Below are 17,751 nucleotides of genomic sequence, written 5' to 3' on the forward strand. Positions count from 1 at the left end.
ACCCTGCAAGCCATCACCAGATTGGATTTACAGTGAATACCCTGCAAGTCAAGGATTACCTGCTCACGCTGCAGCAGAACATCGTCGCCACGCTCGAACAGCTGGATGGCGGCTGTTTCCATACCGACAGCTGGGAGCGTCCCGAAGGTGGCGGCGGCATTACGCGCGTCATCGAGGGCGGCCAGCTTTTCGAGCGCGGTGGCGTCAATTTCTCGCACGTGATGGGCAAGAGCCTGCCACCGTCGGCCTCCGCCCACCGCCCTGAGCTGGCGGGGCGCGGCTTCGAGGCCATGGGGGTGTCGCTGGTGCTGCACCCGCGCAATCCCTATATCCCCACCGTGCACATGAATGTGCGGATGTTTGTCGCCAAGCCCGTTGCCGGTGAATCGGCAAAGAATGCGGGAACGAGCCAAGGCGGCCACGAAGACGCGACGCAGCCGATTTTCTGGTTTGGCGGCGGCATGGATCTCACCCCCTACTACGGCCACGAGGCCGACGCCGTGCATTTCCACCAGACCTGCAAGGACGCGCTCGACCCGTTCGGCGCGCGCTACTACTCGGATTTCAAGGCCTGGTGCGACCGCTACTTTTTCCTCAAGCACCGCCAGGAGCCCCGCGGCGTCGGCGGCATCTTTTTCGACGATTTCAGCGAACTGGGCTTTGATGGCAGCTTTGCCCTGATGCAGGCGGTCGGCAATGCCTTTCTGCCCGCCTACACGCCCATCGTCGCGCGCCGTCGCGAACTCGCATACGGCGCGCGCGAGCGCGACTGGCAGGCCTACCGGCGCGGTCGTTATGTCGAATTCAATCTGGTGTTCGATCGCGGCACGCTGTTCGGCCTGCAGTCGGGTGGGCGCACCGAATCCATCCTGATGTCGCTGCCGCCGGTGGTGAACTGGCGTTACGACTACCACCCGGAGCCCGGCACCCCGGAGGCGCGCCTGTACAGCGATTTTCTGTGCGAACGCGACTGGCTGGGCCGGCAAGCCGCCTCAGAATAACTCCAGCTCGCCGCTGCCGGCCGCCTGGGCCACGGGCGCCGCAGCAAGACGGAAGTCGATGGCCGAGTCCTTGGCGGCAAACAGGCAAATCAGGCAGGCAAACGCCTCGCCATCGCCCATCGCAACCTGCAGCCTGCGCTGCGCATCGGGGGCAATGGCTGCCACGTGTTCCAGGCAATTGCCGTCGATCAGGATGGGCGTCGACATGCCGACATGCGGAAAAGTCTGCCCCAAACCCCGCTTCGCCGAGCCGCAAATCATGTTGACCAGCTCGGCCCGGGCGTCAAGGCACGGCGCCGGCATGCCGCCGCGTCCCGCGGCGGGCTCGCGCCCCTGCGGTTTGCCGGCGTCTGCCGGAAAATCGAACAGCAGCACGATCTTGAACAGATACGACGAAATGCTGAGCACGATGGCATTGCGGGCGCTGGCCGCTACCGTCGTCACGGCGCTGTCGGGGCTGCCGCCATGCTCGCGGATTGCATTGCGGAACAGCGTTTCGATGGCGTCAATGCTGGCTGGCGTAAACATCGCTCACCCCGCCGTCTGCATGGTCTGCTGAACGCGCTCCGCCGTGGCGCGCAGGCTGAACACGGCCGTGCGGATCATGTTGCTGCTGGCCTGCATGTCCTGGAAAGTGGTCGTGGTAATCAGATCGTTGACCTCCAGATTGCGGCGGTAATCGTCGGCCACGCGGGCGGATTGCAGGGCCAGTTCGCGCACGCCGTCGGCGACCACGGCAAAGCCCCGGCCATGCTCGCCAGCCCGTGCGGCCTCGATGGCTGCGTTCAGCGCCAGCATCACCACGTTCTTGACGATTTTGGTGAATTCATCATTCTGCGCCTTGAGCAGCCGGTTGTTGCCGACGATGCGCTGCAGCTCCTCATGCCAGCGTTCGGCCGTCCGCACGATATCGTGCAGCGCATCGATGTCCTGCTTCAGATCGGCATACTCGGCGGCGAGCTCGTCATGCACCAGCCCCAGCTGCACCTCATGGTCGGCACGCTGGCGCGCCAGCGCGTCGCTCTCGGCACGACTGGCCTGTTCGCGCACGGCGGCGAGCTCGGCGGCGTGCTGGCGCGCGAGCTCGGTCAGGCGAGCCTCCAGCGCGGCAATGTCGGCGGCGTGGCGCTGCAGAGCCGTATCCAGTGCATCGCGGGTCGGCCGCTGCGCCAGCTCGGCGATGCGTGCCTCCCTCGCCTGCACGGCGTGGCGCAAACGCTCGCGCTGCACGCTGGCCCAGACCCCGAGCGGCAGCCCTGCCAGCAGCATGCCGCCCAGCACGGCCAGCCAGATCCAACCGTTCATATAAAGCCCCTGCCGTCAGCAGGCCGATCAGCTCGCACCGCCATCAGGCCAGCAGCTTCTTGAAGGTGGCGAGCACGGCAGGCCCGTTGAAGGGCTTGACGATCCAGCCCTTGATGCCGGCGGCCTTGCCGCGCTCCTTCATGGCAGGGCTGTTTTCGGTGGTCAGCATGATGATGTTCACCGCCGCGTTGTTCAGTTCGCCACGGATTTTCTCGGCCATGGTCAGGCCATCCATGTTCGGCATGTTGACATCGCTGACCACCAGCCTGATCGCGGCATCGGACTTGAGCTTGGCCAGACCGTCGCGGCCATCGACGGCAACGCTGACCGTCAGGCCGTTGCTTTTCAGAAATTCGCTGACTTCGTTGCGAACGGTACTCGAATCATCAACTACCAAGACTTGCGCCATGGGCATTCCTTTATTGCATGACAGGGGTAAAACGGATCAGAACAGTTCCAGCTCGCCCGACTCGACCAGCGCATCCACCGGATTCTGGCCGCGGTAGGCTTCCGGCTTCCAGGCCAGGTTGAAAACGAGGCGCAGCAGGACGGGGACCGGGCGCGCGAGCGGATTGTCGCGCTCGTTCAGGGTGAGCCTCAGGCACAGGTGGGCGTCATCCGCACCGAATGACACATAGCGGCGCTCGTGATTGATGACGATGGGAACCTGGCTTTGCAGGCTGGGCAGGCCGGGTTCGGTCTCCTGGGCGAAGCGGTTCTTGAAGCCGCCCCAGATCAGGTTGGTGGCCTCGGCCAGCACATTGTTCAGGCCACGGAAGTTGGCCTGTTCCGCCGGCAGGCTCGCGCAGCGGCTCGCCAGCGCCAGCAGCTCCTGCTCGGCGGTCTGCAGCAGCAGGTAGCCGCGGCACCAGCCGGCATCGACGCTGATCAGCGTCGAGATTTCCCCGTAGATCAGCTTGTCCTGGACCAGATAGGGTGGCTCCACCCCGATGTCGCAGCCGGCAAACAGCGCCTGCAGGGCTTGGCGGCTGATTTCGGCAAGCGCGCGCACCATTTCGGTCGGATAGATGCGGCTGAAAATCGAGCTTTCCAGCGAGGCGACAAAGGCTTCGGGGTCGGCCAGCGTGAACTGGCAGCGAAAGAGCGCGGCATCCTGCCCGGCCAGCGCCTCCACCGCCGCGTCGGCGCGCCGCAGGAACAGCGGTAACTCGGGTCGCAGCTTGCGGATGGTGCCGGCCAGCGCCAGCGCGCTGGCGAGTTCGCCGCCATACGCCTCAAACAGCAGGATGCCGCCAAGGTCGACATTGCTTTTCAGCAGGCTCATCACGCCGGCCAGATCCAGCCGCTGGGGGCGGATGCCGACCAGGCCGCACGCCTCGCACAGCTGGCGCAGGCGCTCGAAATCGGCATCGCTGTCATCGAGCACCAGTATCTTGCTGACGAGCTCGCCCGGCCACTCCCTCGTTGCATTCATGCCTTGAATCCTTGTTCGGAGCTTGATTCGATGGGCGCCTGCGGCGCGCGATCCGGCACGGCCTGCCCCGGCACGGGCAGTGGCACAGCAGGAGCAGGCGGCGGCGCGTCGCCGGCCAGCATCGCCGGCGCCAGCGCCAGGCCCTCCAGCTGCTCGGCGAGCATTGCCGGCAAGGTGATCTGCATGGCAAAGGGCCTGAATGCCGCGCCTTCGGACTGATCGGTGAAGACGATGCGGATGTGGCCGCCCTCGCGCTGCACGAACTCCTGCACCGCATCCATGCCGACGCCACGGCCCGACACTTCGGTAATCTTGCTGGCGGTGGAAAAGCCGGGGCAGAAAATCAGCTGGGCCAGCTCGGCGTCGTCCAGCCGGGCATCGGGCGCGATCAGCCCTTTGCGGACGGCAATCTCGCGGATGCGCACCAGGGCCAGCCCGCGGCCATCGTCGCCGAGGGTAAGGCGCAACTGCTCGTCACTCACCTCGACATCCAGCCTGATCTCGCCCGCGCTGCGCTTGCCGCAGGCAAGACGTTCGGCGGCAGGCTCGATGCCGTGATCGACGGCATTGCGGATCAGGTGCATGAAGACATTGCGCAGCATGCCGCCAGCCTGGGCATGCAGCACGTAACCGTTGTCGCGAATCTTCAGTTGCGGCGCATCCTTGTTCAGCTCCGCCGCCAGCGCCGGCAGGCCCTCGATCACGCTGCCGAGGATTTCTTCCATGCTTTCGGTGCCGAGCAGGCGCAGTGTGTGGCGCACCGCGTCGCGTGCGGCCACCAGCTCGTGCAGGCTGTTCGGATTGACGCTTTCGAGCTGCTGCAGCGTTGCGCGGATCTGGTTCTTGTCAACCAGCAGATAGCGTTCCACGCTGCCCTGGCGACCCGGGCCCTTGCGCCCCAGCAGCACCTCGTTGATGCGTGCATAGTTTTCGACAGCGGCGCGCACGGCAGCCAGCTCGCCCAGCAGCTGCTGCTGGTCCCAGACCAGGCCGGGGCGCGATTTGCGCAGCTCCTCGTAGGTCTGTTCGGCGGCATGGACGATGCTGGTCAGGCGCGTGAGGCCATAGGTGCGCGCATTGCCCTTGATGGTGTGCATGTTCCGGAACAGCTCGACCAGCGCCCCGGCATCGGGAAGCGGGTGCGAACGGATCAGGATCTCCGACTCGTCGATGAACTTGATGGCGCTCACGATGAATTCATGGAACTTGTCCTGATTCACGGCCAGGATTTGTCCGATCATTTCCAGCTCCTGCCGCTGCTCGCTGGCTTCGGCAGCCAGCTTGCGCAGTTCGGTCACATCACGCACGCACAGCATCAGCCGGGCGGTATTGCCGGCCCCATCGCCGATCGGCGACCAGTTGAGCTCCAGAATCTTCACGCGTCCGCCGGGCATGGTTTTCTGGATTTCGTCGACCAGCAGGTGCGCATTGAAATCGAAATTCATCTGGTCCTCGCCGATGCAGGAATCGGCCATGGCCTCGATTTGCGCCAGTTCGTCCGCGCCTAGGTTGCTGCCGGCAAACACCAGCTCGATGAAATTGCGCCCGGCGATGTGTTCGGTTTCCAGAATCGTGGCGAGGTAGGCCGAATATTCCGGATGCACCCGCTTGTCCGGCTCGACCGTCAGAACGCCTTGCGGCATGTTCAGCAGCATGGCCTCGATGTCGTTGGTTTTCTGGCGCAACAAGGCCGAGCTTTCCTCGATTTTCCCGATCATCACGTTGAAGGCGCGAATGGAGCGGCCGATTTCGTCGTCGCGCCGCACCGGCACCCGCCGCGAGAAATCCTGGCTGCCGGCGATGTCGCTCATCATCTGCTGCATGTCGCGCACGGGGTGGGTGATCTGCCGGTAGAGCACGGCGCCAAACAGGGCCAGCAGGCTGATCGCCAGGGCGGTGACCAGCAAAATGATGGTCAGCGTCTTGCTCATGCTCGCCTTCAGCGCGGCAATCGCGGAATCCTTGGTGCGGTTTTTCTCGACGCGCAGCGTGTCGATGATCTGCTCGAGCTCGCCCTGGTACTGCGCCACCGAGGCAAACAGCGCGGCAATCGCCACCTCCTGCTGCCCGGCCAGTTTCAGCTGCACCGTTTCATCGATGGCATGAAAGTAGTTGCCCAGCGTTTCCTTGGCCTGGGCGGCCAGCCCTTGCTGGGTCTGGCTGTTGGCGCCGGCCAGCTGCAGCTCGAGGCTTTCCCGCAGGCGCTCCTGCTGGGCGGCCAGCCGGTTGCGGGCCTGCAGGGTTTCATTCTCGTCCGGCGCGTACACCAGCGTTTGCGTCACCAGCTGGACATCCTTCAGCCGGGCGACCAGATCGGCCGAGGCCAGCGCGCTGGGCACCACCCCCTCGGTGACGATGCGGACATCGGCGGCATTGAGGCGGAACTGGTACCAGGCCACCCCGCCCAGCGTCGCAATCGCGAGAAAGGCCAGCACAACCAGCAGGGCAATACGTTGACCGATGGACATGGGAGACACCCGGGCAGAATGGAGGGAAATGGCAGCGGCGATAAATTAGGCTTGGCTGATACTAGCGTGGCCATATTTCGCCGGCGTGACATGTCCTCCGGCGCCGCCGACGTCCATCGGACAGCGTTCGCAGCACCGCGTCCGGGCGCTGCATTTGCAATCGGACGGCAAGGGGGCTCTGCTATAATTCCGCTCTTTTCCGCGCAGAAGCCCCATCTCATGAATGTGTTTTACGAAGAAGACGGCCATTTCCGGGTCGCCACGATCAAGGACGAGCAACAGGCCAGCCTGATGGTGGAAGATGCGCGCGGCAAGCGTTCGAAAATCAAGACCGCCAATGTGCTGCTGCGCTTCGAGCGCATGGGGCTGGATGAATTTCTGGGCGCGGCGCAGGCCGAGGCCGACGGCATCGACGTGGATTTCCTGTGGGAATGCTGCGGCAGCGACGAATTCGCCTTCCAGGACATCGCCGCGGAATACTTCGGCGCCAAGGCCACGCCCCAGCAGCAGGCCGCCGCGGCCATTCGCCTGCATGGCGCGCCGATGTACTTCTATCGCAAGGGGCGCGGCCGCTACAAGGCGGCGCCGGAAGAAAACCTGAAGGCCGCCAAGGCCGGCGCCGAGCGCAAGGCGCGCGAGGCCGAGCAGATGGCCATCTGGCAGGCCGAGCTGCAGGCCGGCACCCTGCCGGATGCCTTCCAGCCCATCATCAACAAGCTGCTGTTCCGCCCCGACAAGAACGGCATCGAATGGAAGGCGCTGGCCGCCGCCGCCGATGCCGCGCAACTGTCGCCGCTGCGCCTCTTGCAGAAGGTGGGCGCGATTCCCGATATCGAGCGCTATTTCTTCGACGAATTCCAGCACGAGAACTTCCCCAAGGGGCTGGACTTCCCCGAATTTCCGGAGCTGGGCCGTCCGGACGATCTGCCGGTCGCCGACGTGGCGGCCTTCAGCATCGACGACGCCACCACCACCGAAATCGACGACGCCTTCAGCCTGCAAAAGCTCGGCAATGGCAACTGGCAGGTCGGCATCCACATCGCCGCGCCGGTGCTGGGCATCGCGCCGGGCTCGCCGCTGGATCAGGTGATTGCCGAGCGGCTATCCACCGTGTACATGCCGGGCAACAAGATCACCATGCTGCCCGATGCCGCCGTCGAGGTCTTCACGCTTCAGGAAGGCGCGGCGCGCCCGGCGCTGTCGATGTATCTGGAAGTCAACGCCGGTTTCGAAATCCTCAGCCACCGCTCCTGCATCGAGCTGGTACCGATTGTCGCCAACCTGCGCCATGACCAGATCGAGCCGCTGTTCAACGAGGAAACCGCCGGCCGCGCGGATGCGCCCGACTTCCAGTGGAAGGACGAGCTGACCTGGCTGTGGCGCTTCGCCGGCGAGCTGGAAGGCCGCCGCGGCAAGGCGGAAAACCAGATCCAGCGTCTCGATTACAGTTTTTACATCGACCGCGACGCTGAGACTGCCCGCGTGCGCATCGTGCCGCGCAAGCGCGGCGCGCCGATGGACAAGCTCGTCGCCGAGCTGATGATTCTGGTCAACAGCCAGTGGGGCAAGGATCTGCGCGACGCGCAGGTGGCAGGCATCTACCGCGCACAGGTCGCCGGGCGCGTGCGCATGACCACGCAGCCGGGCCAGCACATCGGCCTGGGCGTGGAATGCTATGCCTGGTCGAGCTCGCCGCTGCGTCGCGCGGTCGATTTCGTCAACCAGACCCAGCTCGTCGCGCTGCTGAAGAATGAAAAGCCGCGCTTTGCGAAAAACGATGCCGAACTCTTCACCATCATTTCCAGCTTCGACACGGCTTACGCGGCCTACGCCGATTTCCAGGACAAGATGGAGCGCTACTGGTGCCTGCGCTATATCGCACAGGAAGGCCTGAAAGAGCTGTCGGCCAGCGTCATCAAGGAAAATCTGGTGCGCATCGACGGCATGCCGCTGGTCATCCGCGTGGGCGGACTGCCGGAGCTTCCGGCCGGCACCAACGTCAAACTGCAGGTGATGGCCATCGACTATCTGGACCTGCAGCTGGATACCCGTCTGGCTACCCTCTGATAACCCATACTGCAATTAGGCTACAGGCATATACCCATGCTTCCGAATCGCCCGCTCAACGAGTCCCTGCCGCTGAAATTCGCCAACGGTGAACAGGTGCGGCAATTCTCCAAGCCCTGCGTCTCCTGCGGCAGCATGCTGCACGCCCGCAATATGCACGGCGTGGCGCGGCTGGTGGAAGACCATATCGCCATTGCCGCCAAGGCGCATTGCCCGCAATGCCGCACCAGCTTCGGCGTCACCTGCGTGATCGACTGCAACAAGCAGGTGCGCCGCGTCATTCTGCCGCGCCTGCTGTTCAATCTGTATCTGCGCAATCTGCCGGTGCAGGACGGCGAACGCGGCCCGGAGCAGCGTCTTGACGAAGCGGCCATCACGCCCGCCAGCCCCGCCGCCGCGCCGCTGCCGGCGGGTGGCGAACTGGTGGCGCGCGCCGAGGAAAACGTCGGCCGTTACCAGGATCGCCCGATTCCGGCCTGGATCGAAGTCGGCGGCGCCCGCCTGGCCTTTGACCGCGTGGCCCCGGATGCCCGCATCGAGCGGGGCGAATACCTGCTGGACGGCTGCCTGGTGTACCGCTCCGACAGTCATCCGGCGTGAATAGTCCTTATCCCGAATGCTTGGCTTTTGGGCCAAGCGTTTTATAATCGCAGCCTTTCCGTATTCATCAGCGCGACGGCGAAGACGGCGTCTTCCCGTAGCCGAGCGGTTCCGGGCCTGGCCCGGTACAAGCCGATCAGCCAAAGGCTTTTCATCTTTTTCATGCGGTTTCCCCGGCCGACCGGAAAACCGCAATGCCGACCGGCGTTTCCCCGGCCGGCACACGGCAGGAGTCAACCATGCAACGCTCGATGCTCAAATCCAAGATTCACCGTGTCACGGCCACGCACGCCGAACTGCACTATGAAGGTTCCTGCGCGATTGACGAGGACCTGCTGGAAGCCGCCAATATCCGCGAGTACGAAGAAATCCACATCTGGAACATCAACAACGGCGCACGCTTCTCGACCTACGCGATCAAGGGCGCACGCGGTTCGGGCATCATCTCGGTCAACGGCTCGGCCGCCCGCCACGCCCAGGTTGGCGACCTGCTGATCATCGCCACTTTCGCCCAGTACAACGAGGCCGAACTGGGCGAGCACCACCCGACCCTGGTCTACGTCGACAGCGCCAACCGCATGACGAATGTGAAGAATGCAATTCCGGTGCAGAAAGCGTGAGGTGTGAGGTGTGAGGTGTGAGGTGTGAGGTGTGAGGTGTGAGGTGTGAGGTGTGACCAGAGCATACCCATGAACCCATTTCGCCAGAGCCCAACACCTTAAAGGGCCACAAGCACATACCCAAAGAAGCCGTCATTCACATGACGGCTTTTTCACATTCTGGTGTCAAGGCAGCGCCCCCCTCCGCACGCCTCACCCGCTACGGCTTCGAGTACTTCTGGATGGCGTTCTGGATTTCCTGGATCGCGCGCTCGATGTCGTCGTCGGTAATGTCGGCGGCCTGCTTGATCGTCAGCGGGTCGACGTGGGTGCTGATGGTGTGGTGGTCGAGCTTTTGCGTGGAGATGAAGGCCGGGTCGTCGGATTCGGCGCTGATGTCGTCATGCCAGTTGATGGCCAGCGCGGTCAGATTGTCACCATGCCGGCCACCGCGCAGTTCGGCGCGGTCCATCAGTTGCGGAATGGCGAACAGCACCGGGAAGGACGAGAGGAAATGCGTCATTTCCGCTTCGACCGAGGGCCCCCAGAAGCCGTCGGTGCACAGCAGGATGCAGTCGCTGTCCTGCAGCGGGATTTTGCCGCCCAGCTCGATTTCCGGCGTGAGGTTGCCGCCCAGGCAGTTGTAGATCTTGTTGCGCTCGGGATGCACCATGGCCTCGGCCGGCGTGATCATGCCGGCGTCGACCAGTTTGCGCACCTTGGAGTGGTCGCGCGTCTGCGCAACGACAGTGGAGCGGCGAATCAGGTAGAGCCGCGAATCACCGACATGTGCCCAGTAGGCCATGCCGTCCTGCACGATGCAGGCCACGGCGGTCGTGCGCGGCACTTCCAGCAGATGATGGTTGCCCGCGTAGTTGTAGATGGCGTCGTGGCTTTTCAGCAGCGCGGCTTCCAGAAACTCCAGCGGGCGATGGATGATGGGGTCCGCCTTTTGCTGGAACTGGTCGGACAACAGCTGCACGACGATCTGCGCGGCCACCTCGCCATGCAGATGCCCGCCCATGCCATCAGCCACCACCAGCAGCAGCGAATCGCGGCTGTAGGAATAACCGACCCGGTCCTGATTGTATTTGCGGCCACCCTGGCGGCTATCCTGATAGACGGTAAATTTCATTGCGACTCTCACTCGCAGGCTGTTGCACAACAGCCTGCGCTTCGTTTTTCCCGGCCGTGCCGGGAAAAAGGCATCAAAAGCAACAATCCGCCCCTGATGGCCAAGGAAATGATTGGTGTCGGGCTTTGCCCGAGGCCTGCCAGCCCTGGAAAAGCCATTCCTTCCATACCGGCTACGCGCGCCCGCGCGGTGCGGTCAGATTGATCCAGGCCCGTTTCAGCGTGGTCACCAGCGAGCTGCGTCTGGCGGGCGGCGAGGCCGGCTCCAGCAGCATTTTCTGGATTTGCGGCACGCTTTGCGGGCGCAGCGTTTCATCGAGTTGCAGGCACTGGTGAATCAGGTCGAGCAGCTCGGGCGAATACTGGTCGCCATATTTTTGCGACAGGTGTTCGAGCTTGTCTTCTTTCTCGCGCGCATCGGCGGCTTGCGGCGCGGTACCGGCGATGCAGGCATACATCGAGGCCCCGACGCCGTAGATGTCGGTCCAGGGCCCCAGCTGTTCTTTCTTGCGGTATTGCTCGGGAGCGGCAAAGCCCGGCGTGTACATGGGCGTGAGGCGGCTGTGCTCGGCGGTGAGCGTCTGGCGGGCCGAGCCGAAGTCCAGCAGCACCGGCGAGCCATCCTTGCGGATGTAGATATTGGCCGGCTTGATGTCCAGGTGCAGCAGCTTGTTGAGGTGCACTTCGCGCAGGCCGTTGAGCAGATGGAAAAAGACGTGGCGGATCAGGTTCTCGTCCACGCCCTCGCGGCCGAACTTGAGCTGGATTTCCTTTTGCAGCGTGCGGCCGCGCTCGTATTCCATCACCATGTAGACGGTGTCGTTGGCGCGAAAGAAATTGATCACGCGCACGATGTTGGGATGCTGGATGCGCGCCAGCGTCTTGCCTTCCTCGAAGAAACACTTCAGGCCATGACGGAACAGCGCCAGGTTTTCCTCGCTGGTCGCCTGCACGACCGCAATGCCTTCGCGGCGCAGCGCCAGCGAATTGGGCAGGTATTCCTTGATCGCCACCGGATAGTCGTTTTCATCATGCGCCAGATAGACGATGCTGAACCCGCCGGCCGACAGCAGCTTGGCGATGGTGTAATTCTGAAGCTGGAAACCGCGCGCGAGCGGTTGATTGCTAGGGGTGGCCATCCTCTGCTTTCGTTATACTTGTGGAGCCTGATTGGAATTGTGATTGCTGCACTGCCCAAATGTAAAGGAGAGTCTGAGCGCCTCCCGCCCGGCAGTACAGGCTGGCAGCCTGCCGGCGGCAATTCCATCCCCCGTTTCCCTTACCGCATTACTGGAATCACACCATGATCTATAGCATGACTGGCTACGCCAGTGCCCAGCGCGAACTGGCCCAGGGCGTCCTCGCGGTCGAGCTGCGCGCGGTCAACCACCGTTTTCTCGATGCCACCTTGCGCCTGCCGGAAGAATTCCGTGCCCTGGAAGGCGCCATCCGCGAAAAACTGGCCGGCAAACTGCAACGCGGCAAGGTCGAATGCCGGGTCAATTTCAATGCACGCGCCGGCGCCGGTGGCAGCCTGCGCCTGAACGCCGGCCTGCTGGCCGAACTGTTGCGTTTATCCGACGAGCTGCGCGAGCACCAGCCCGGCGCCGGTGAACTGAAAACCGGCGAGCTGCTGCGCTGGCCCGGCGTGATCGAGTCGGATGCCCTGCCCATCGAGGCGCTGCAGGCCACGGCACTGGAGCTGCTGGATGCGGCGCTCGACGATTTTCTGGCCAGCCGCGGCCGCGAGGGCGAAAAGCTGGCAACGATCCTGCTGGAACGCGCCTGCGCCATGGAAGAACTGGTCACGGGCGTGACACCGCTGATTCCGCAGATCGTCGCCGACTATGAGGCGCGGCTGACCCAGCGACTCACCGAGGCGCTGGGTGGTGGCGCCGATGACGAACGCATCCGCCAGGAAGTCGTCGTCTTCGCCCAGAAGGTGGACATCCAGGAAGAGATCGACCGCCTGCACACACACATTGCCGAGCTGCGCCGCATCCTCAAGAAGGGTGGCTCGGCCGGCAAGCGCCTGGATTTCCTGATGCAGGAACTGAACCGCGAAGCCAATACGCTGGGCTCGAAATCCGTGTCCAGCGAGACCAGCAAGGTATCGATGGAACTGAAGGTGCTGATCGAGCAGATGCGCGAACAGGTGCAGAACATCGAGTAAGCCGGCCACCCGCGCCACATACCCAGCCACCTACTTGCCGCCAGCCAAATTTGGAAAATGGCTGCAGCCACATACCCAAAGGACTGCCAGCATTCACTGGCCGCGTTCAGCGGCGGGCCAGCAGGTCCAGCACCGTCTGGCGCGCCGCGGCAAAGTCCAGCGCCTGCAGCTGCGTGCCCAGGCGCTGCAGCGCGGCATCCCCGCTGGCGGCCGGCTCGGGGTGCCAGCCCTCCCAGAGATCGAGCGCCTGCATGCTGCTGGCGGCCAGCAGCGGCAGGAGGCTGTCGAGGCGCTCGCGCCATAGCGCATCATCCGGCATGCCTGCGACAGCGGCCGGGCCAGCACCGGCCTCGGCCGGCAAGGCGGCCTGCAGCTGCGCGCACGCGGTCTGCAGCAGACGCTCCAGTTCCTGCCGCTGCGCGTCGTCCAGATAGGCCGCCAGCGCGGTCCGGTCAGCATGGCGCAGCTGCTGCTCCAGTTCGGCCGCGCATTGCGCCAGCGCACGTGCGCCCAGTGTGCCGGCATTGCCCTTGATGGTGTGCAGCGCATGCAGTGCAGCCTCTGCACTGCCGCCGGACACGGCCTCTGCCAGCTCGCGCAGCAATTGCTGCTGCTCCGGATAAAAGCGCTGCAGCGCTGAACGATACAGCGCGAGATTGCCGCCAAAGCGCCCGAGAATCGATGCCAGTGCTTCGATCTCCGCATCGGCATGCCCGCCGGCTTCGGGCACAGCGCCAGCAGTCACCGGCGGGCCGGCATGCCGCCTGAGGGCGGCAATCAGCTGCGGCAGGTCGATGGGCTTGCCGACATGATCGTTCATGCCGGCGGCCAGACAGGCGATGCGGTCGCTATTGGCGGCATTGGCCGTCATGGCGATGATGGGCAGTGCCGCAAAACGGGCATCGGCACGAATGCGCCGGCAAGCCTCCAGCCCGTCGATGTCCGGCATCTGCACGTCCATCAGCACGGCATCGAAGGGCCGGTCGCCATCCAGCACCAGCGCAACGCCGGCAATGCCGCCTTCCGCCAGGGTGACATCGGCGCCCTCGCCAACCAGCAGTTCGCCGGCGATCTGGCGATTGAGCGCATTGTCTTCCACCACCAGCAGGCGCATTCCGGCCAGCGGCAGCGGTTTGCGGCCTTGCTCCCCGGGCGCGTCGCCGGCCAGTCCGGCGACCGCACGGCTGATGGCCTGCAGAAGCTGCTGTGGTGTCACCGGCTTGGTCAGCGTATCGACAAAGGGGTGTATCTCGTCCTGCAGCGCGGCGGCGAGCATTTCCTGATCGTAGGCGGTCACCATGATGATCAGTGGCGCGGTCTCTCCGGTGCTGTTCTCACGGATGATCCGCGCCGCCTGCAGGCCATCCAGATCGGGCATCTTCCAGTCCATCAGGATCACGTCGAAGCGCCGGTTTGCGCGGCGCGCCTGCTCGACGGCCGCGACAGCGGCCAGCCCGCCGGGCGCATGCACGGCCTCCCAGCCCAGCGCCGCCAGCGTGCGCACCAGCTGCTCGGCCACCATGGCATTGTCTTCGGCCACCAGGATATAGAGAGGGTGATCCGGGGCTGCCGGCAGGCTCAACTGCGAGGCCGGGTCGGCCACCGGCAGGCGCAATTCGAACCAGAAGCAGCTGCCCTCGCCCGGCGCGCTTTCCAGCTCCAGCTCGCCCCCCATCAGCGCCACCAGCCGACGGCTGATGACCAGCCCCAGGCCGGTACCGCCGTAACGCCGGCTGGTGGATGCCTCGGCCTGGGTGAACCCGTCAAAGATGCGCGCCTGCTGCTCGGCGCTGATGCCGATGCCATTGTCGCGCACGCTGAAGCGCAGACAGGCTTCGCCGGCCTCGGCCGGCAGGCGCTGCACCTGGATCTGCACCAGCCCCCTGGGGGTGAATTTCAGCGCATTGCCGGCCAGATTGGTCAGCACCTGCTGCAGGCGCAGGCTGTCGCCCAGCAGAAGCCGCGGCAAATCGGGATCAATGTCGAACACCAGCTCGACATCCCGCTCGCCCTGGCTGCCGGCCAGCACGGCCGCCAGATTGCGCAGCAGGTTTTCCAGCTCGAAGGGGTGCGGGTCGATCTGCAGCTTGCCGGCCTCGATCTTTGAATAATCCAGAATGTCGTTGAGCAGGCCCAGCAGCACCGAGCCGGCGCCCTGCGCCTTGCTGATGTAATCGCGCTGTCGCGCGCTCAGCTCGGTTTGCCCGACCAGCTGCAGCATGCCCAGCACCGCATTCATCGGCGTACGGATTTCGTGGCTCATATTCGCCAGAAAGGAGGACTTGGCCGCGCTGGCGGCATCGGCCAGCGCCTTGGCCTGCTGCAGGCCGGCCTCGAACTCGCGCTGGGCGGTAATGTCGCGATTGATGCCCGTCACCCGGATGGCATTTCCTGCCGCGTCACGCTCGATCTGGGCGCCGGCCTGGATGTAGCGCACGCTGCCATCCGGACGCACGATGCGGAAAATCGGCTCGTAGCGGCACTCCCCCCGCACGGCGCCATGCAGGCTGGCTTCGGTGGCCTCGACATCCTCGGGATGCACGCGCTCGCGCCAGTGCTCATAGCGGACTCCCGTTTCCTGCAGGCTCTCCGCTTGGGCGTACAACTCGAACATCCGGGCATTCCAGTGCAGGGTGTTGTCGGCCAGATCCCAGCTCCAGACGCCCAGCTCGGCGACATCCGCAGCCAGCTGCAGCTGGTCGCGCGCCGCGATCAGCGCGGCGCGCTGCGCCTCCTGCTGGCTCAGGTCGGTCAGCACGGCCACCCGCAGCGGCTCGGCATCCGTGCGCATCTGGCCGAGGCTTATCTGTACCGGGAACACGCGGCCATCGGCGGCGCGGGCCTGCACCTCCAGCCCCTGCCCGCCGCCCTGCGTATCGTCCGCCGCCAGCAGGCGGCACAGGGGGGGGCCGGCCTGCGCGGCCTGCGGCAACAGGCGGGCAATCGCTTCGCCCTGCATCTGGGCCGCGGTACTGCCGAAAATGCGCTCGGCAGCCGGATTGACGGAGCGCACGCGGCCCGCCTGATCAAGGGTGAGAATGGGGTTGGGCGCGGTATCGAGAATGGCCTGCGTGGTCTGCAGGCTGGCCGCCAGCAGCGCTTCGGCTTTGCGCCGCTCGCTGATGTCGATGCCCACGCCCAGGTAACCGGTCACGACACCGTCATGGTCGCGCATTGCGGTGACCGCAAGACGGACGGGAACCGCCGAGCCATCCTTGCGCAGATAAGTCCACTCGCGGGTTTCCGCGCCTTCCGCAGCCAGCCTGTGGACAAACACATCGATGCCCTCGACCGGATGACCGCAGGCCTCGCTCAGCTCGCGTCCGCGCGCGGCGACTTCGGCCGGGTCATGCAGGACATCGGGGCCGCAGCGCCCCAGCAACTCCTCGGCGCGGTAGCCCAGCATGCGCTCGGCGCCGCGATTGAACACGGTGATCAGCCCCCGGGGGTCGGCGGCGATGATGGACACCTCGGTGGCGGCCTGCAGGACATTGCCCAGCAGCAGGTTGACCCGGCTCAGCTCGGCGGTCCTGAGCTGCACCTCGTTTTCCAGATTGGCATTAAGCAGCTGGATGCGCGCCTCGGCGTCCTTTTGCCGCGTGATGTCGCGCACCGTGATCGACGCCCCCGCCACCTGCCCCTGCGGCGAGAAAATCGGCGACACCGTCAGCGAAACATCCAGCAAGCGGCCGTCGCGGCAGCGCCGGCGGGTTTCGAAATGCGGCACGGACTGGCCTTGCCGCACGCGCTGCAGGATGTCCGCGTCTTCCGCGCGCAACTCAGGCGGCGCCAGCACATCGACGCGCCAGTGGCCGATCACCTCGTCCGCGCGATAGCCGAACAGCTGCTCCGCTGCGGGATTCCAGTCGGTGATCTCGCCATCCTGATTGACGCCGATGATGCCATCGGCCGAGCTGGCCACAATGTCGGCCAGACGCTGCTGGCCGGCATGCAGCTCCTTGCGGCGCTGCCGGCTGATCGTCATGACGCCGGCCAGACAGGCCAGGATCAGGCTGCACAGGGCGCCGGCCATGAAGTAAGCCAGCGGCGCGGGCTGATGCAGGCGGGCCACAAACCCTGGCTGGGCACTGAGCGCCACCTGCCAGCGCCGCCCGTAGATTTCGACATCCCGGCTGACGGTCAGCACATCGGCCGTAGTCGCTCCGGGCGGGACGGACTGGTAGAACATCACCTGACTGCCGCGCGTTTCATCGGTCAGCCGCAATACGAACAGGCCGGGGTCAAGACGCAGGCCGGCCAGCATTTCTTCGGTCAGCAAAGGGGCGAAGGTCCAGCCCACGCCTTGCCGGTAGCGTTCCTGCGCATTGCCGGGAACGCTGCCGCTGCGGTACACCGGCAGGAGGATCAGGAAGGACTGCTCGGGCTTGCCGGTAGCCTGAACGAGGGTAATCGGCGCCGTCAGCCGGACTTCGCCGCTTTCCAGCGCGGCCAGCGCGGCATTGCGACGGTTAGGCTCGGAGGCGATGTCGAGGCCGATGGCCTGCATATTGCTGGCGACCGGCTCCAGATACTGGATCACGAAGCGCTCGCCGGGATGCTGCACCAGCTGTTGCAGCGTGAACTCCGGCCAGCCATCGGCGCGCGCCTCGGCCAGGAAGCGGCTTTCGTCGGCGACCGGCACACGCCGGATGAAGCCGAAACCGCGCGCGCCCGGAAATTCCTGCTGCGGATCGCGCGTGCGACTGTAGGCCTGTACCACTTCACGATCCAGATTGTCGCCTGCGGTGATGATCGCGCCGCGCAATCCGCGCAGACCATACTGATAGAGGCGGAACTGCTCCAGCACGCGGGCGGCCAGCTCGTCCGCCTCGGCACCGAGGCTTTCCTGCAGGTGGACGTGATTGCTGCGGGCTAGTTGCCAGGCAAGCAGCACGCTGACGATCAGCCCCAGTACGAGCACCAGTCCCGCATGCAGGTAAGCCTTGTGCAGGTGTTTGCGCAGCAGCAT

At 64.9% G+C, this 17,751-nt stretch carries 12 protein-coding genes and 1 pseudogene; 5 read left to right on the plus strand and 8 right to left on the minus strand.

Annotated elements, in window-relative coordinates; genetic code table 11:
- The first annotated feature begins 32 nt into the window (after positions 1 to 32).
- Entirely contained in the window at positions 33 to 1,001 is a 969-nt protein-coding gene (hemF, locus tag C515_RS0106840) for an oxygen-dependent coproporphyrinogen oxidase (RefSeq protein WP_028454921.1), read from the plus strand.
- Here the strand turns inward: hemF and C515_RS0106845 are convergent.
- From C515_RS0106845 to C515_RS19960, 5 genes and pseudogenes are all read right to left on the minus strand, one after another.
- Positions 993 to 1,529, minus strand: a complete 537-nt coding sequence (locus tag C515_RS0106845) for a hypothetical protein (RefSeq protein WP_028454922.1) — start codon at positions 1,527 to 1,529, stop codon at positions 993 to 995. The genes hemF and C515_RS0106845 overlap by 9 nt on opposite strands.
- Before the next feature lie 3 nt (positions 1,530 to 1,532).
- A pseudogene (locus C515_RS24900) lies at positions 1,533 to 1,799 on the minus strand (methyl-accepting chemotaxis protein); the annotation flags it as partial.
- A 550-nt stretch (positions 1,800 to 2,349) separates the two neighbouring features.
- Positions 2,350 to 2,715 carry a response regulator gene (locus tag C515_RS0106855; RefSeq protein ID WP_028454924.1) on the minus strand — a complete coding sequence of 122 codons (366 nt, stop codon included), beginning with the start codon at positions 2,713 to 2,715 and terminating at the stop codon, positions 2,350 to 2,352.
- Between the two features lie 36 nt (positions 2,716 to 2,751).
- Entirely contained in the window at positions 2,752 to 3,741 is a 990-nt protein-coding gene (locus C515_RS0106860) for a chemotaxis protein CheX (RefSeq protein ID WP_028454925.1), read from the minus strand.
- Positions 3,738 to 6,209, minus strand: a complete 2,472-nt coding sequence (locus C515_RS19960) for an ATP-binding protein (RefSeq protein WP_081686803.1) — start codon at positions 6,207 to 6,209, stop codon at positions 3,738 to 3,740. Before C515_RS19960 ends, C515_RS0106860 begins: the two co-directional genes overlap by 4 nt.
- Positions 6,210 to 6,428: 219 nt before the next feature.
- Here C515_RS19960 and C515_RS0106870 point away from each other — a divergent pair, with 219 nt between their 5' ends.
- The 3 genes from C515_RS0106870 to panD all read left to right on the plus strand — a co-directional run bounded on the left by C515_RS0106870 (position 6,429) and on the right by panD (position 9,496).
- Positions 6,429 to 8,276 carry a ribonuclease catalytic domain-containing protein gene (locus C515_RS0106870; protein ID WP_028454926.1) on the plus strand — a complete coding sequence of 616 codons (1,848 nt, stop codon included), beginning with the start codon at positions 6,429 to 6,431 and terminating at the stop codon, positions 8,274 to 8,276.
- A gap of 36 nt (positions 8,277 to 8,312) precedes the next feature.
- Positions 8,313 to 8,876: a hypothetical protein gene (locus tag C515_RS0106875; RefSeq protein WP_028454927.1), complete on the plus strand. Its 564-nt coding sequence runs from the start codon at positions 8,313 to 8,315 to the stop codon at positions 8,874 to 8,876.
- Positions 8,877 to 9,115: 239 nt separating this feature from the next.
- Positions 9,116 to 9,496 carry an aspartate 1-decarboxylase gene (gene panD / locus C515_RS0106885; RefSeq protein ID WP_028454928.1) on the plus strand — a complete coding sequence of 127 codons (381 nt, stop codon included), beginning with the start codon at positions 9,116 to 9,118 and terminating at the stop codon, positions 9,494 to 9,496.
- Positions 9,497 to 9,695: 199 nt separating this feature from the next.
- On the opposite strand, the gene C515_RS0106890 is transcribed toward panD, so the two are convergent.
- Together C515_RS0106890 and C515_RS0106895 are read right to left on the minus strand one after the other, a co-directional pair.
- The gene (locus C515_RS0106890) at positions 9,696 to 10,610 is read right to left on the minus strand and encodes a PP2C family protein-serine/threonine phosphatase (RefSeq protein WP_028454929.1); all 915 of its coding nucleotides are present in this window, start codon (positions 10,608 to 10,610) and stop codon (positions 9,696 to 9,698) included.
- Between the two features lie 172 nt (positions 10,611 to 10,782).
- Positions 10,783 to 11,748, minus strand: coding sequence for a serine/threonine protein kinase (locus C515_RS0106895; RefSeq protein ID WP_028454930.1), 966 nt, complete (start codon positions 11,746 to 11,748; stop codon positions 10,783 to 10,785).
- 164 nt (positions 11,749 to 11,912) lie between these two features.
- Between C515_RS0106895 and C515_RS0106900 the strand changes: the two genes are divergently transcribed.
- Positions 11,913 to 12,782 (plus strand): YicC/YloC family endoribonuclease, encoded by an 870-nt coding sequence (locus tag C515_RS0106900; RefSeq protein WP_028454931.1) that lies wholly within the window; start codon positions 11,913 to 11,915, stop codon positions 12,780 to 12,782.
- 106 nt (positions 12,783 to 12,888) lie between these two features.
- On the opposite strand, the gene C515_RS0106905 is transcribed toward C515_RS0106900, so the two are convergent.
- Positions 12,889 to 17,751, minus strand: a complete 4,863-nt coding sequence (locus C515_RS0106905) for a PAS domain S-box protein (protein WP_051304715.1) — start codon at positions 17,749 to 17,751, stop codon at positions 12,889 to 12,891.

Origin of the sequence: Chitinilyticum litopenaei DSM 21440, assembly GCF_000428145.1 — a bacterium.
Lineage (GTDB): Bacteria > Pseudomonadota > Gammaproteobacteria > Burkholderiales > Chitinibacteraceae > Chitinilyticum > Chitinilyticum litopenaei.

Bases quoted from the DNA above. Each gene is read 5' to 3' on its own strand.
- C515_RS0106845 (WP_028454922.1), bottom strand. From the start codon at position 1,529: ATGTTTACGCCAGCCAGCATTGACGCCATCGAAACGCTGTTCCGCAAT.
- C515_RS0106855 (WP_028454924.1), bottom strand. From the start codon at position 2,715: ATGGCGCAAGTCTTGGTAGTTGATGATTCGAGTACCGTTCGCAACGAA.
- C515_RS0106860 (WP_028454925.1), bottom strand. From the start codon at position 3,741: ATGAATGCAACGAGGGAGTGGCCGGGCGAGCTCGTCAGCAAGATACTG.
- C515_RS19960 (WP_081686803.1), bottom strand. From the start codon at position 6,209: ATGTCCATCGGTCAACGTATTGCCCTGCTGGTTGTGCTGGCCTTTCTC.
- C515_RS0106870 (WP_028454926.1), top strand. From the start codon at position 6,429: ATGAATGTGTTTTACGAAGAAGACGGCCATTTCCGGGTCGCCACGATC.
- C515_RS0106875 (WP_028454927.1), top strand. From the start codon at position 8,313: ATGCTTCCGAATCGCCCGCTCAACGAGTCCCTGCCGCTGAAATTCGCC.
- panD (WP_028454928.1), top strand. From the start codon at position 9,116: ATGCAACGCTCGATGCTCAAATCCAAGATTCACCGTGTCACGGCCACG.
- C515_RS0106890 (WP_028454929.1), bottom strand. From the start codon at position 10,610: ATGAAATTTACCGTCTATCAGGATAGCCGCCAGGGTGGCCGCAAATAC.
- C515_RS0106895 (WP_028454930.1), bottom strand. From the start codon at position 11,748: ATGGCCACCCCTAGCAATCAACCGCTCGCGCGCGGTTTCCAGCTTCAG.
- C515_RS0106900 (WP_028454931.1), top strand. From the start codon at position 11,913: ATGATCTATAGCATGACTGGCTACGCCAGTGCCCAGCGCGAACTGGCC.
- C515_RS0106905 (WP_051304715.1), bottom strand. From the start codon at position 17,751: ATGCTGCTGCGCAAACACCTGCACAAGGCTTACCTGCATGCGGGACTG.